At 36.5% G+C, this 14,542-nt stretch carries 12 protein-coding genes, 3 pseudogenes and 2 riboswitches; of the genes and pseudogenes, 13 read left to right on the top strand and 2 right to left on the bottom strand.

Annotation, left to right across the window (positions count from 1 at the left end; translation table 11 throughout):
• Positions 1-42 precede the first annotated feature (42 nt).
• A riboswitch (glycine riboswitch) is annotated at positions 43-130 on the top strand.
• 3 nt (positions 131-133) lie between these two features.
• Positions 134-273: riboswitch (glycine riboswitch) on the top strand.
• A 255-nt stretch (positions 274-528) separates the two neighbouring features.
• From gcvT to gcvPB, 3 genes are read left to right on the top strand one after another with little or no spacing between them, the layout of a single operon-like run.
• The gene (gcvT, locus tag OEV98_RS09795; RefSeq protein ID WP_263073090.1) at positions 529-1,632 is read left to right on the top strand and encodes a glycine cleavage system aminomethyltransferase GcvT; all 1,104 of its coding nucleotides are present in this window, start codon (positions 529-531) and stop codon (positions 1,630-1,632) included.
• 42 nt (positions 1,633-1,674) lie between these two features.
• On the top strand, positions 1,675-3,021 hold the full coding sequence (gene gcvPA, locus OEV98_RS09790; protein WP_263073089.1) for an aminomethyl-transferring glycine dehydrogenase subunit GcvPA: 1,347 nt from the start codon (positions 1,675-1,677) through the stop codon (positions 3,019-3,021).
• Positions 3,014-4,474 (top strand): aminomethyl-transferring glycine dehydrogenase subunit GcvPB, encoded by a 1,461-nt coding sequence (gene gcvPB, locus OEV98_RS09785; protein ID WP_263073088.1) that lies wholly within the window; start codon positions 3,014-3,016, stop codon positions 4,472-4,474. Before gcvPA ends, gcvPB begins: the two co-directional genes overlap by 8 nt.
• A gap of 76 nt (positions 4,475-4,550) precedes the next feature.
• Here gcvPB and OEV98_RS09780 read toward each other — a convergent pair whose 3' ends face one another.
• Positions 4,551-4,922 carry a rhodanese-like domain-containing protein gene (locus OEV98_RS09780; protein WP_263073087.1) on the bottom strand — a complete coding sequence of 124 codons (372 nt, stop codon included), beginning with the start codon at positions 4,920-4,922 and terminating at the stop codon, positions 4,551-4,553.
• A gap of 454 nt (positions 4,923-5,376) precedes the next feature.
• Here OEV98_RS09780 and OEV98_RS09775 point away from each other — a divergent pair.
• From OEV98_RS09775 to OEV98_RS09760, 4 genes and pseudogenes are all read left to right on the top strand, one after another.
• Positions 5,377-6,171, top strand: a pseudogene (locus OEV98_RS09775) (ribonucleotide reductase N-terminal alpha domain-containing protein); the annotation flags it as partial.
• Positions 6,172-6,528: 357 nt separating this feature from the next.
• A pseudogene (locus OEV98_RS09770) lies at positions 6,529-7,170 on the top strand (vitamin B12-dependent ribonucleotide reductase); the annotation flags it as partial.
• Positions 7,171-7,421: 251 nt separating this feature from the next.
• Positions 7,422-8,537 (top strand): annotated as a pseudogene (locus tag OEV98_RS09765) (vitamin B12-dependent ribonucleotide reductase); the annotation flags it as partial.
• Between the two features lie 193 nt (positions 8,538-8,730).
• Positions 8,731-9,615: a patatin-like phospholipase family protein gene (locus tag OEV98_RS09760; protein ID WP_263073086.1), complete on the top strand. Its 885-nt coding sequence runs from the start codon at positions 8,731-8,733 to the stop codon at positions 9,613-9,615.
• Positions 9,616-9,642: 27 nt separating this feature from the next.
• Here the strand turns inward: OEV98_RS09760 and OEV98_RS09755 are convergent, their stop codons facing one another.
• Positions 9,643-9,990: an SA1362 family protein gene (locus OEV98_RS09755; protein WP_263073085.1), complete on the bottom strand. Its 348-nt coding sequence runs from the start codon at positions 9,988-9,990 to the stop codon at positions 9,643-9,645.
• 226 nt (positions 9,991-10,216) lie between these two features.
• Here OEV98_RS09755 and OEV98_RS09750 point away from each other — a divergent pair, with 226 nt between their 5' ends.
• From OEV98_RS09750 to spoIIIAC, 6 genes are all read left to right on the top strand, one after another.
• Entirely contained in the window at positions 10,217-10,741 is a 525-nt protein-coding gene (locus tag OEV98_RS09750; protein WP_263073084.1) for a YqhR family membrane protein, read from the top strand.
• A gap of 179 nt (positions 10,742-10,920) precedes the next feature.
• Complete coding sequence (locus OEV98_RS09745) at positions 10,921-11,982, top strand: M24 family metallopeptidase (protein ID WP_263073083.1); 1,062 nt, start codon at positions 10,921-10,923, stop codon at positions 11,980-11,982.
• A gap of 18 nt (positions 11,983-12,000) precedes the next feature.
• Positions 12,001-12,558, top strand: coding sequence for an elongation factor P (gene efp, locus OEV98_RS09740; protein WP_263073082.1), 558 nt, complete (start codon positions 12,001-12,003; stop codon positions 12,556-12,558).
• Positions 12,559-12,745: 187 nt separating this feature from the next.
• On the top strand, positions 12,746-13,669 hold the full coding sequence (gene spoIIIAA / locus OEV98_RS09735) for a stage III sporulation protein AA (protein ID WP_263073081.1): 924 nt from the start codon (positions 12,746-12,748) through the stop codon (positions 13,667-13,669).
• The gene (spoIIIAB, locus tag OEV98_RS09730; protein WP_263073080.1) at positions 13,669-14,184 is read left to right on the top strand and encodes a stage III sporulation protein SpoIIIAB; all 516 of its coding nucleotides are present in this window, start codon (positions 13,669-13,671) and stop codon (positions 14,182-14,184) included. Before spoIIIAA ends, spoIIIAB begins: the two co-directional genes overlap by 1 nt.
• Before the next feature lie 144 nt (positions 14,185-14,328).
• Complete coding sequence (spoIIIAC, locus tag OEV98_RS09725; protein ID WP_263073079.1) at positions 14,329-14,532, top strand: stage III sporulation protein AC; 204 nt, start codon at positions 14,329-14,331, stop codon at positions 14,530-14,532.
• Positions 14,533-14,542 lie beyond the last annotated feature (10 nt).

The raw sequence follows: 14,542 nt of genomic DNA, 5'->3' as shown, positions 1-14,542 counted from the left end.
CGTAAAATTAGTATGACCATTTTTTAGAAAAATATGTAGCGGATGATGACTTGGGGAGAGACTACCTATGTAGCGCCGAAGGAGCAAGCATTAATGTGAATCTCTCAGGCAAAAAGACTCATGTCGGACGCAACTCTGGAGAGCGCTCATATATCGGGCCACCAAAGGGGAAATCTTTTAAATACATTGGACATTATCCAAAGAATAAGAAGAATCGTTTATTCCTCGGTTTCCTATGTATTTTTAAGAAAACTTTCAGGTTACAGGACAGAGAACTCATTTGCAAAGATGAGTCTTTCTGTCCTTTTTTATGCTTGTCAGCCATATGTTAAAAGGTTTTATTGAAAGGGCTACTTTTTAAAGACTCGTTGTTTTTCATGTGATTAGAAATATTGTATTCGGTCTAGGGACTACTCCTAAATCAACCGAATGACTAAAAAAGGCCTTGTAAAATTAATTGTTTCACACAAGCAAAAAATCGAACAGAATAGGAAACTTATTGCGATTATCTAGAAAGGGGAGCTTGCGATGACAGATTTAAAACGAACGCCATTATTTGATACGTACAAAGAGTGGGGTGCCAAAACAGTTGATTTTGGTGGCTGGGAATTGCCAGTACAATTCTCGAGCATTAAAGAAGAACATGAAGCCGTTCGAACGAAAGCAGGACTATTTGATGTATCCCACATGGGAGAAATCATGGTATCAGGTACGAATGCAGAAAACTATCTACAAAAAATGCTGACAAATGATGTATCAAAAATCAAAATTGGTAGAGCACAGTATACGATTATGTGCTATGAGGATGGTGGTACCGTCGATGATCTGCTGGTGTATCGATTAGAGGAAAATTCATACCTACTTGTCGTAAATGCTTCCAATACAGATAAAGATTTTGCCTGGTTAAAGCAGCATCAAATGGAAGAAGTAACGATTGAAAATGTTTCTCCACAATATGCACAACTAGCAATCCAAGGTCCATTAGCACAAACAATTTTACAAAAAATAGCAAACAATACAGATCTTTCAGAAATCTCCTTTTTCAGCTTTCAAACAGATGTACAATTAGGAAAAGTTTCTGCCCTCGTTTCTCGTACTGGATATACCGGGGAGGATGGTTTTGAAATTTATTTACAAGCAGCAGATGCCCCATATTTATGGAATGAAATACTTGCAGCTGGAAAAAATGAAGGAATTTTACCTTGTGGATTAGGTGCAAGAGATACACTTCGCTTTGAAGCAGGGCTACCATTATATGGTCAAGAACTATCTCGTGAGATTACTCCAATCGAAGCTGGAGTAAGCTTTGCAGTAAAAAGTAATAAGCCTTCCTTTTTCTTAGGGAAAGATATTTTGCAGGACCAAAAGGAAAACGGACCTACTCGAAAACTTGTCGGTATTGAAATGATTGATAGAGGTATTCCGCGACATGGCTATAAAGTATTCAAGGATGGCGAAGAAATTGGGTTTGTCACCTCTGGTACTCAATCACCAACCTACAAGAAAAATATTGGTCATGCATTATTACAAGCTTCCTTCACGGAACTAGGTACGGAAATATTCGTAGAAATTCGTGGCAAACATTTAAAAGGAAAAGTAGTTGCTACTCCTTTTTATAAAAAAAATAAATAAAAAAAAGCAAAATATATGGATATGGGAAAGCGGGGAATTAAAATGACGTTTCGTTATTTACCAATGACAGAGCAAGATAAGAAGGAAATGCTCGATGCCATCGGAGTTACATCTGTGGAGGAGCTCTTTTCAGATATTCCAGAAAGTGTTCGTTTTAATGGACGTTTACAAATTAAAGAAGCCAAATCTGAAACGGCACTATTAAAGGAACTAACTAATTTAGCAAAGAAAAACGCGGATGTTAAATCATATACTAGTTTTCTAGGTGCAGGGGTGTATGATCATTATATTCCATCGATCGTAGATGCTGTTTTATCTAGATCTGAATTTTATACAGCATATACACCATATCAGCCAGAAATATCGCAAGGGGAGCTACAAGCAATCTTTGAATTCCAATCCATGATTTGTGAATTAACAGGAATGGATGTCGCTAACTCTTCCATGTATGACGGCGGAACAGCTCTTGCAGAGGCAGGATTGTTAGCTGCAGCACAAACCAAAAGAAAAAAAGTGTTAATCTCAGAAACCGTCCATCCAGAATATAAACAAGTTGTTGACACATATGGAAAGGGTCAAGGAATTGAAGTAATCCAAATCCCACATAAAAATGGGATGACAGACATTACCGCTTTAACAGAAATGATGGATGATTCGATTGCTGCTGTTATTGTGCAATATCCAAATTTCTTTGGGCAAATTGAATCATTAAAAGAGTTGGAACCGATAATTCACGAGCATAAATCATTATTTATTGTTTCAAGTAATCCGGTTGCATTAGGGATATTAACACCTCCAGGAGCACTTGGTGCAGATATTGTAACCGGTGATGCACAGCCATTTGGTATTCCCCAATCCTTCGGAGGACCACATTGTGGATTCTTTGCCGTTACAAATAAATTAATGAGAAAAATTCCTGGTAGATTAGTAGGACAAACATCGGATGAGGATGGGAAACGAGGATTTGTTTTAACCTTACAAGCACGGGAACAACATATCCGCCGTGATAAGGCTACCTCTAATATTTGTTCCAATCAGGCATTAAATGCACTAGCTGCAAGTGTTGCCATGACCGCGTTAGGGAAACAAGGGATTAAGGAAATGGCAATTGCCAATATTCAAAAAGCGAATTATGCGAAACAATTACTGAAGCAAAAGGGTTTCGAAATTGTATTTGATGGCCCATCATTTAATGAATTTGTAGTAAAAACTAAGCAACCAATGAAAGAAATTGCTAATCATTTATTAGAGCAAGGGATCATAGCTGGTTTTGATTTACAACGTGTGTATCCGGAACTAAACAACCATATGCTAGTTTGTGTTACGGAAATACGTACAAAAGAAGAAATTGATCAATTTGTTGAAGAAATGGGGGCTTATCATGCATAATCAAGAATTGCCACTTATTTTTGAAATTAGTAAAGAAGGAAGAATTGGCTATTCCCTACCAGAAAAAGATGTACCAGAGGTAGAATTAGCGGAGCTTATTCCTAGTGAATATATTCGTACGGAAGATGCAGCATTGCCAGAGGTTTCAGAGCTAGATATTATGCGCCATTACACTGCATTATCGAAAAGAAATCATGGCGTTGATTCGGGATTTTATCCGCTAGGATCATGTACAATGAAATACAATCCAAAAGTTAATGAAGTTGTTGCACGGATTCCAGGGTTTGCCCATATACATCCCCTTCAAGATGAACGTACCATTCAAGGATCAATGGAGCTTATGTATGATTTGCAACAGCAATTAAAAGAAATAACCGGTATGGATGAGGTAACCCTACAGCCTGCTGCCGGAGCACATGGAGAGTGGACCGGATTAATGATGATCCGTGCGTACCATGAGGCGAACGGAGATACATTACGGACGAAAGTAATAATCCCAGATTCTGCACATGGAACAAACCCAGCATCAGCATCTGTTGCAGGATTTGAAACAATTACTGTAAAATCAAATGAATTTGGTCTAGTAGATATTGATGATTTGAAGAAAGTGGTTGGTCCAGATACCGCTGCATTAATGTTAACAAATCCAAATACATTAGGGCTATTTGAAGAGAACATAGTGGAGATGGCAGAAATCGTCCATGCAGCCGGTGGGAAGCTGTACTATGACGGTGCAAATTTAAACGCAGTTTTATCAAAAGCTCGACCAGGAGATATGGGCTTTGATGTTGTTCATTTAAACCTACACAAAACATTTACAGGTCCACACGGCGGTGGTGGCCCAGGTAGCGGTCCAGTTGGTGTGAAAAAGGACTTACTGCCATTTTTACCTACACCAGTACTGACAAAAACGGACAATGGCTATACATTTGATTACAACCGTCCCCAATCAATTGGTAGAGTTAAACCGTTCTATGGGAATTTTGGTATAAATGTTCGTGCATATACGTATATTCGTACGATGGGTCCAGATGGATTAAAGCAAGTTACCGAAAATGCAGTATTAAATGCAAACTATATGATGAGAAGACTTGCACCATTCTATGATTTACCATATGATCGCCATTGTAAGCATGAGTTTGTTATTAGTGGTAGAAGACAAAAGAAATTAGGGGTTCGTACGCTTGATATTGCGAAAAGACTGTTAGATTTTGGATTCCATCCACCTACAATCTACTTCCCATTAAATGTAGAGGAATGTATGATGATTGAACCAACTGAAACGGAATCGAAAGAGACATTAGATTCCTTTATCAATGTGATGATTCAAATTGCAAAAGAAGCAGAAGAAACACCTGAAGTGGTACAAGAGGCACCACATACAACTGTTATTAAAAGGTTAGATGAAACGCAGGCAGCTCGTAAGCCGATTCTGCGCTACCAAAAAGCATAAATACGAATAAACAAAAAAGGAAGAGGGGCAACGTAAAAATTGTAGCCCCTCTTCTCTTTTTGAAAAGTCCATTCGATTATTTTGTTTTTATTTTACCAGTCCATTTTTTAAATCCACCTTTTAATTGGTAGATCTGTTTATATCCTTTACGGTATAACATTTGTGCTGCCCTACCACTTCTAGTATTGTTTTGGCAATACAAATATACAGGCTTATCTGGACGAATTTCCTTTAATCTCATTTTCATTTGAGTTAACGGAATATTTCTAGCACCTAAAATATGTCCTGCATCAAATTCGTTCGGTTCTCTTACATCAATTAATTGGGCTTTACGATACCCTTCGATAAATTCTTCTTGTGTTAATGTTTTAACAACTTTCTTTTGATAGAAGTAATTGAATAAAGTATAAGCAATAACTGCTACGATTACGACTAGTAATATATACATAGATGGTTCCCCTTTCCACAAACATGTGCATTATTATTATATAAATGAAATTGGAAAAGCGCAAAGGAAAATGATAGGGAATGATATATTTCTTCATCATTTTTCATAAGGTTATTCATATTTGTAGAATTTTGTCGATTTTTATCGAAGCATTTCTTTTTTTTATAAATAAATTATTTGTTAAAATGGTACATGTGTTTCTTTTAATTCCTCTTATTCTATTCCCTTACAAACCTAATAAACTTCGTCAATTTTAGACAAATTTCTCTTTTTAGTACAAATTTCCCTTGACAATTTTCTAGTTATATGCAGAAAAACACAATATATAGATTTAATATTATTTTTACATACTACATATTGAATTAATAGTTTCTGTAGAGTAAAATATTTTTAGCGCAACTAGACAACCATGATAGATTGGTTGAAAAGTTAGTAGAGAAAAGGAGATGGGTAAATGACCATTGTTGTAAAAGAAAAAATGAATATTGACATGAATCGTTTGAATGAATCCATTCGATTATTTCCTCAAGTACATCCCATCACAGAGGATATGCATATAACCTTTAAAGGTGTATCAAGACTTGTAATGTTAGATAGATATTCCTTTAAAGATACAGAGAAAATGACATTAACCAATGGCGATTTTGTCGTATTAACGATAAAAGAGGATCCGAAATTTCCTGCAAGAGGCCTAGGGTATATTGAGAATATTGATTGGGATACAAAAAAAGCCACTGTACTTGTAGAAGAGGAGTATCGTGGAGCGTTAGATAATCCAGAAGAAGTGGAAAGCGGAAAAATTATACGTTCGTTAGATGTGATTGAAAAACCGCTGGAAATTTATTATGAACAAATTGCGAAACGGAATGCCACCGGACTTGCGAAAGTGGAGACAACAATTGAGAAACAGCAGGAAGCATTTGAAAAATTCTATTATGAGCTAGTAAACTTGAATTTTGTTCCTGCGGGCCGTGTGCTTTACGGGGCAGGTTCTGAAACCGAAGTTACCTTCTTCAATTGTTATGTAATGCCTTTTGTTCAAGACTCTCGTGAAGGAATTTCCGAGCATCGGAAACAAGTAATGGAAATTATGAGTCGTGGCGGAGGAGTTGGAACTAATGGTTCCACATTACGACCTCGCAATACTCTTGCAAGAGGTGTCAATGGTAAATCAAGTGGCTCCGTATCTTGGTTAGACGATATTGCAAAGCTGACTCATCTTGTAGAACAAGGTGGATCAAGACGCGGTATAGTTATTAGTGGTGCCCGTCTATAAATACCTCGTGAATTGCTGGAAAATCTTAAATCATGTAAATGAAAAAATGGACATGAGACATGCAAATGAACTACAGCATAACTTGAAAAAGTAGGTGCGAATGTTTGAAAATCATTGGCATGAAAAAGACAATCAGCAGCCAAGCTCCTACGTTCCAAAGGAATAGGGAGAAGGTTCAACGACCATCGAAAGCACGTATAATACGGAAGCGAGTAGAGTAGGAATCAAGTGATTCCGAAGCGCGAGGACACTCGAGTGTAGAGTGTGAGATATGGTCTGAGCTCTAAGGAGACTTAGAGAGTTGATGTAACGAGTCAACGAAACGAACTGGCTCAAATGATAATGTTATCCATTACACATCCAGATATTGTAGAATTCATTATTTCTAAAATGCAAAACCCAAGAATTCTTCGATTCTTACTAGAAAATTCTAAAGATGAACAAATCATCCGATTAGCAAATGAAAAGTTAAAATTTACTCCATTGACAGAACAAGAAAAAACAATGTATCAAGGAATTGTAAATTTCAAGCATATTCCAGGATTTGGCGGCTTTACAGATAAAATTATTAAAGATGCAGAAGCAAAACTTCAGGATGGCGGAACATATGACGTTCATAATAAAGAGTTTTTAACAGGTGCGAATATTTCTGTTTGTTTAACAAAGGAATTCATGGAAGCTGTAGAAAATGATGATTATTTTGAATTGAAATTCCCTGCTATTGAAAGCTATACTCCTGAGGAAATGAAAGAATACAATGAGAAATGGCATGAAGTTGGCGATGTTCGTGAATGGGAAAAAATGGGTTATAAAGTACGTACATACCGTAGTGTACGTGCGAAAGAGCTTTGGAACTTAATCAATATTTGTGCAACTTATTCTGCAGAACCTGGTATTTTCTTTATCGATAATGCAAATGACATGACAAATGCTCGGAGCTATGGCCAAAAGGTAGTAGCAACAAATCCGTGTGGTGAATAGTTTGCCTCACGTAAAAAATTGCGGGATAAAGCGGGGATGCTGAGATGCAAATCCGAACCGAAGGCTAGAGGTAACACTTTAGTCAGGGGCAACGCATAGCAAGTGAAACTGTGGATAAAACAGAATATAATCTTGCCACGAGACCGCAACATTACAATATTTGTAATGAAAAGATATGCTGAACTTACAGGAAGCAAACTGTAAGAACTAAAGGATAAAAAGCCTTTAGGATAACAAAATTGGAACAACCACTTGCACCATTTAGTGTATGTAACCTAGCAGCTGTTAATTTAGCGAACATGGTAAATAAAGAAACGAAACAGGTTGATTTTGAGAAATTAATCAATACTGTACAAACAGGCGTAAGACTTCAGGATAATGTAATTGACGCAACTCCATACTTTTTAGAGGAAAATAAGAAGCAAGCCCTAGGGGAACGTCGGGTAGGCTTAGGCGTTATGGGTCTAGCAGATTTATTAATCTACTGTGAGAAAGAATATGGTTCAAAAGAGGGAAATGAGCTTGTTGATAAAGTGTTTGAAACGATCGCAACAACAGCTTACCGTACTTCAATTGAATTAGCGAAAGAAAAAGGTAGTTTCCCATTTTTAAAAGGTAAAACAGAAGAGGAAACGAACCGTTTACGCCAAGCATTTATAAATACTGGCTATATGAAGAAAATGCCAGAGGATATTAGACAATCAATTTTAGAAAATGGAATTCGTAACTCGCACTTAATTACCGTTGCTCCTACTGGATCTACAGGTACAATGATTGGAGTTTCTACTGGACTTGAGCCATATTTCTCCTTTACGTACTACCGTAGTGGTAGACTTGGTAAATTCATTGAAGTGAAAGCGGAAATCGTAAATGAATATTTAGAACGAAATCCAAATGCAGCTTCATCTGAATTACCAAAATGGTTTGTTACTGCGATGGAATTAGCTCCAGAAGCTCATGCCGACACGCAATGTGTAATTCAACGCTGGGTAGATAGTTCCATTAGTAAAACAGTAAATGCACCAAAAGGCTATACAGTGGAACAGGTGCAAAAAGTATACGAGCGTCTATACAAAGGCGGAGCAAAAGGCGGTACCGTTTATGTAGATGGAAGCCGAGATGCACAGGTGTTAACGTTAAAGGCGGAGGGAAACACTTCTGAAGATGTAGCACCTGCCTCATTAGAAAAACCAAAAGTAGTCCTTGTAGAAACAATTCAAGATTTGCGTTCTACAGATGTCACTTATGGATCGGAAATTGGGGATATTTGCCCAATATGCCGAAAAGGTGAAGTGAAAGAACATGGTGGCTGTAATACGTGTGATAACTGTGGTGCCCAATTAAAATGTGGTTTATAAACAAATAAATATGCTAAAAAAATTATAATAAGAAAAGAACGAGAGGAGTATCTCTCGTTCTTTTTTATTAGAGAATTTTGCCCACCAAGACGGACGAACAATGAAAATATTTACAAAATAACTAGCTTGGCAAATGTACTATTTTTTCCTCCTGTTGATTAAATATGAAGTAATAAAACATGGGGGGATGCCTGTGCAGGTCGATGCAGTATTTTCTGGAGGCGGGATAAAAGGCTTGGCGTTCATTGGCGCCTATGAGGAATTAGAAGCAAAGGGAATTACATTTTCACGACTGGCTGGAACAAGTGCAGGATCGATTATTGCTTCACTAATTGCAGCAGGTTATACTGCACAAGAGGTTAATAACGCGTTAAATGAACTTGATTTAACTTCGATCTTGGATAAGCGACCAGCCCTTTTCCCATTAAAAATTTTAAACTGGTTACCTCTATACTGGAGATTAGGACTCTATAAAGGACAAGCGCTAGAAAATTGGATAGCTGAAAGGCTGCTAGCAAAAGGTATCAAAACATTTGCAGATCTCCCACCAGGTAAACTACGAGTAATTGTATCTGATTTAACAAATGGAAAAATGGTTGTATTGCCAGATGATCTCCATAAATATGATTTGGCTTTTGAATCCTTTTCCGTTGCCAAAGCTGTAAGAATGAGCTGCAGTATTCCTTATTTTTTCGAACCAGTACAATTGAAAACGTCTAAAGGGAAAGTAGTCATCGTAGATGGTGGAGTATTAAGTAATTTCCCGATGTGGTTATTTGAACATGATGGAGGTAAACAAAAGCGTCCGGTAATTGGCTTAAAATTAAGTCACAATTATAAGGATAAACCAATGAAAAAAATAAAAAATGCACTGCAATTATTTGAAGCGTTATTTGCAACAATGATGGATGCACATGATGCACGGTATATATCTAAAAAACATGTGAAAAATATAATCTTTATTCCAACAGAAGGAATTGTTACTACCGAATTTTCGATAACAGAGGAGAAAAAAAGTGCCCTCATTGAATTTGGTAAATTGAGGACACAAGATTTTTTGAAAAGATGGACATATTAAATAATGGATAATGAAGAAGCAATATGATTAATGAAGCGCTCGATTTTTCTTCTTCCCTTTTTTCCCTTCTATAACGGTTAAATGAGAGGGATAGGATTTTCGAATCGCTTTTTTATTTTTTTTCATTTGTTGTTTTGCGCTTAATTGTTTTTTTAATCGTCTCTTTGAACGACGAGCGGCATGGATAAATGCTCGCTGCTCTTTTCTTGCCGGACTTACTGGAGCCGCAAAATGTCTAAACAAAAGAAAAATTATCGCAACAATTGCAATTGTTATCAAAATTTCGCGCCCTATCCGTAATGGGTTTGCAAATAAACCAATTACAGCAAGCATGAGAAGACTATAAAAGACAATAGCGAAATATTTGGATTTCATGCGGGCCACCTCCTAAGAGCATCATGAGCATATTTGGAAAATTTTAAACGGTATTTTAAGAAAAATTAAAACTACTTGTTTATGAGAACATGTCATGAATTTTGTAAAGTTTATATTATCTTACTTATATTTTATAAAAGATTGGAATATTCTTCTATAGCTGAATGAAGAATTCTTTTTAAGAAAAACTAACATTAGGTCAAATTACAAATGGAGGTTGCAATAGATGCAGAAAGCAAAGTTGGAACAAAATCAGCATGCAAAACCAATATCAGCAAGTGTAAATGCTGTCCTCACAGGTTTTGTTGGGGGGCTATTCTGGAGTGCACTAGGACTTCTAGCGTATTATTTTCATTTTACAGAAATTCGACCAAATATGATTCTTGAACCATGGGCATTGGGGGCATGGAAAACAAAATGGCTTGGGACCGTTATTTCCTTAATTGTGATCGGCCTTTTTGGAATTGGAGCTGCCCTACTTTATTATATTGCGCTTCGAAAATTTCGAACAATCTGGATAGGTATTGGTTACGGTGCAATTTTATTTGCTTTAGTATTTTTCGTTTTAAATCCACTGTTTCCAAGCTTAAATCCGCTCCATGATTTAAACTATAATACGATCATAACAACGCTTTGTTTATATATATTATTTGGAGTTTTTGTTGGATATTCAATTTCTTATGAATATAATGAGCAAAATTTTCGCAAACATCACGAAGATAAAGATAATGAGTCATTAAAAACCGTGTAAACTATAGTATCTATTTACAATAATATGATAAAATATTTTTATCCTTATATTAAGGTTTTTGTGTTTCGAAGCATTTAGCATTAAAAATTTTCAATATTTTGCAAGCTGTCGTAAATGGGGATATAGCGATTGGCTCTATTGAATGAGAAGTAAATACAGTAACTAAGGAGAGGATTTACATGGAGAAATTAGTAAAACTACGTAGTCAATTTTCAGAATTAGGCATTGATGCAATTTTAATTATGAGCCCATATAATCGTAGATATTTAGCGAACTTTACTGGATCAGCTGGTGTCGTTCTCATTAGCGAGAAGGATGCATTTTTCATTACAGACTTCCGTTATGTGGAGCAAGCCAATAAACAGGCAGTAGGCTTTGAGGTTGTCCAGCATGCAGGGACAGTTACTAGCGAAGTAGCGAGATTATGTAAAGAAAAAGGAATACAAAAGCTAGGGTTTGAAGAAAATGATGTTACATACGCTTTATATCAAACACTACAAAAAGAAATCGCTGCGGAATTAGTACCAGTTAGTGGAGTGGTAGAAAAAATTCGCTTGATTAAGACGGACGCAGAGATTAAGATATTAAAGGTGGCTGCTGATATTGCAGATGCAGCTTTTAAACATATACTTGAGTTCATGCAACCTGGAAGAACAGAAATTGAAGTTTCCAATGAACTTGAATTTTTCATGAGAAAATGTGGTGCAACTTCATCTTCTTTTGATACTATTGTTGCTTCAGGAGTTCGTTCGAGCTTACCGCATGGTGTTGCAACAAATAAGGTCATTGAAAAGGGAGATATGGTAACATTAGACTATGGTGCTTATTATGAAGGATATGTTTCTGATATCACTAGAACTGTTGCAGTAGGAGAGCCATCCCAACAATTAAAAGATATTTATCAAATTGTTTTGGATTCTCAATTAAAAGCAATGGAATTGATTCGCCCAGGAATGACAGGAAAAGAAGCAGATGCCATCACACGTAATCATATAACGGAACACGGGTATGGTGAGAATTTTGGACATTCTACTGGTCATGGGATTGGTTTAGAGGTTCATGAAGGTCCTGCTCTATCTTTTAGATCTGACATAGTATTACAACCAGGAATGATTGTTACTGTTGAACCAGGAATTTATGTGCCAGGTCTTGGTGGTGTGCGTATTGAGGATGATACAATCATTACAAAAGATGGTAATGAAGCATTAACTCACTCAACAAAAGATTTAATTATATTGTAATAGTAGGAGGATTTTTGAATGATTTCAGTAAATGATTTTCGAACAGGTTTAACGATTGAAGTAGACGGCGGAATCTGGAGAGTATTAGATTTCCAACACGTTAAACCAGGTAAAGGTGCTGCGTTCGTACGTTCTAAATTACGAAATCTACGTACAGGTGCGATTCAAGAAAAAACGTTTCGTGCAGGTGAAAAAGTAGAAAAAGCACAAATTGATAACCGCAAAATGCAATATTTATATGCAAGTGGTGATTCCCATGTATTCATGGATACAGAAAATTACGAGCAAGTAGAGCTTGCAGCAAATCAAGTAGAGTATGAATTAAACTTCTTAAAAGAAAATATGGAAGTTCATATTATGATGTACCAAGGAGAAACACTTGGTATTGAGCTACCTAATACTGTAACACTAGAAGTAACTGAAACAGAACCAGGTATTAAAGGGGATACAGCTTCAGGTGGTACAAAACCAGCAACTGTAGAAACTGGTTTAGTTGTACAAGTACCATTCTTCGTAAATGTAGGCGATAAATTAATCATTAACACAACAGACGGCTCTTATGTTTCTCGCGGTTAATCGCTAGATATAGCATGCAGCGAAAAAATAAAAAAGTAAGCAAAAAAACAATCGGTTAATCCAACCGGTTGTTTTTTTTTGCATATTATTATTTCTATCATTATTAAAATTGAAGGTCATACTTTGTACAGGGCTGCCATACATTTTAGTAAGAACAAACTTTGAAAAAATAGGGAGAGGGACGATTATGCAAAGTGTACTAGCATTTCTTCCTAAAACAATTCAAGAACAAATACTAGTTTTACCTCCTGAGCAAATAGAACAAATGGAAGAGGTTCGCATAAGGATTAATCGACCAATTGAAATTTCAACAATGCAGCATACGATCTACTTACCGTATATCGTCCAACCTTTTGATGCAGAGCTTTTACTAAATATGCTAAGTCAAAATTCCTATTATACATTGGATGAGGAATTAAAACGTGGATATATCACCATTGAAGGCGGTCACCGTATTGGATTAGCTGGAAAAGTAATTTTAGAGGATGGAAAAGTAAAAGCTATCCGCGATATATCTTCTTTTAATATTCGGGTGGCGAAAGAACAAATCGGGATTGCCGAAAAATGGATTCCTTATTTGTATCAAGGAAAGTGGCAGCATACGATGATTGTTGGTGCTCCACAGACCGGTAAGACAACATTATTAAGAGATTTAGCGAGAATTATTTCTACCGGTTCAAAAAAGCATTCAATACCGCCACTGAAGGTTGGCATTGTCGATGAACGTTCCGAAATTGCTGGATGTGTACATGGTATTCCGCAGCTAACCTTTGGAATGCGAGTAGATGTACTTGATGCATGTCCAAAAGCGGAAGGAATGATGATGTTAATACGCTCGATGAGTCCAGATGTCCTCATTGTAGACGAAATTGGTAGAAAGGAAGATACGGAAGCTATTTTAGAAGCAGTGCATGCAGGAATATGTTTAATTATGACCACCCATGGAGAATCGGTTACCGATCTATATGGACGGCCAGCACTTCGACCAATAATAGAGCAGAAGGTGTTTGATCGATATATTGAGCTTTCGAGGAAAAAAGGTCCAGGAACGATTATTGGATTAAAGGATCAAAATGGTAAGGAAATATTTAGAAAAGTGAGTGTTACGTAATGATGAAAATCCTAGGTGCTTTAATTATTCTTGTTGCCACCAGCTGGATTGGTTTTGAAGCATCGAGATTGTTAACAGAAAGGACACGTCAATTACGATTGCTCAAATCAGCCTTACAGAGCCTAGAGGCAGAAATCATGTTTGGACATGCTCCACTTCATGAAGCATCGAGAAGAATTGCAAAGCAAATCGACGGACCAGTTGGGAAAATTTTTAAAAGATTTGCCACGAATTTAATAAAAATCGATACAACAGCAAAGGTTGCATGGGAGGAAAGTTTAAATGAGGTTTGGAAGCAAACCGCGTTAAAAAAAGGTGAGTACGAAATTCTACTCCAATTTGGAGAAACATTAGGAAGGCATGATCGAGTTCAGCAGCAAAAACAAATTCGGCTGGCATTAACACATTTAGAAAGAGAAGAAGTAGAAGCAAGGGACAAACAGCTTGTATATGGAAAAATGGTAAAAAATTTAGGTGTGTTATCAGGAATACTGATTATTATTTTATTAATTTAATGGATTGGTAAATGAGAGGCTAATTGGTTTCTTCAAGTAGACATTACAAAAGCAGGGTTGCATGTCTTAACGTAACAATTGGCTGAACAAGTTGAATAATCATACGAAATAGGTACAGCGGATCGATGATAGGGAGGATCAATGATGGGCATTGAAGTTGATGTAATTTTTAAAATAGCAGGGGTTGGAATTGTAGTAGCCTTTTTGCATACAATTCTTGATCAAGTAGGGAAAAAAGAATATGCCCAATGGGTAACCCTTTTTGGCTTTATCTATATTTTATTTCAAGTAGCAACCATTGTGGATGATCTATTTCAAAAGATAAAATCCGTCTTTTTATTTAATTAAATAAAGGAGG

This window comes from Perspicuibacillus lycopersici (assembly GCF_025660475.1).
Classification (GTDB): domain Bacteria; phylum Bacillota; class Bacilli; order Bacillales; family Caldibacillaceae; genus Perspicuibacillus; species Perspicuibacillus lycopersici.
Note: the sequence above shows the minus strand (reverse complement) of the source record. Positions and strands in the feature narration are given on the sequence as shown.

Bases quoted from the DNA above. Each gene is read 5' to 3' on its own strand.
- OEV98_RS09745 (WP_263073083.1), top strand. From the start codon at position 10,921: ATGGAGAAATTAGTAAAACTACGTAGTCAATTTTCAGAATTAGGCATT.
- efp (WP_263073082.1), top strand. From the start codon at position 12,001: ATGATTTCAGTAAATGATTTTCGAACAGGTTTAACGATTGAAGTAGAC.
- spoIIIAA (WP_263073081.1), top strand. From the start codon at position 12,746: ATGCAAAGTGTACTAGCATTTCTTCCTAAAACAATTCAAGAACAAATA.
- gcvPB (WP_263073088.1), top strand. From the start codon at position 3,014: ATGCATAATCAAGAATTGCCACTTATTTTTGAAATTAGTAAAGAAGGA.
- OEV98_RS09750 (WP_263073084.1), top strand. From the start codon at position 10,217: ATGCAGAAAGCAAAGTTGGAACAAAATCAGCATGCAAAACCAATATCA.
- spoIIIAC (WP_263073079.1), top strand. From the start codon at position 14,329: ATGGGCATTGAAGTTGATGTAATTTTTAAAATAGCAGGGGTTGGAATT.
- OEV98_RS09755 (WP_263073085.1), bottom strand. From the start codon at position 9,990: ATGAAATCCAAATATTTCGCTATTGTCTTTTATAGTCTTCTCATGCTT.
- spoIIIAB (WP_263073080.1), top strand. From the start codon at position 13,669: ATGATGAAAATCCTAGGTGCTTTAATTATTCTTGTTGCCACCAGCTGG.
- gcvPA (WP_263073089.1), top strand. From the start codon at position 1,675: ATGACGTTTCGTTATTTACCAATGACAGAGCAAGATAAGAAGGAAATG.
- gcvT (WP_263073090.1), top strand. From the start codon at position 529: ATGACAGATTTAAAACGAACGCCATTATTTGATACGTACAAAGAGTGG.
- OEV98_RS09780 (WP_263073087.1), bottom strand. From the start codon at position 4,922: ATGTATATATTACTAGTCGTAATCGTAGCAGTTATTGCTTATACTTTA.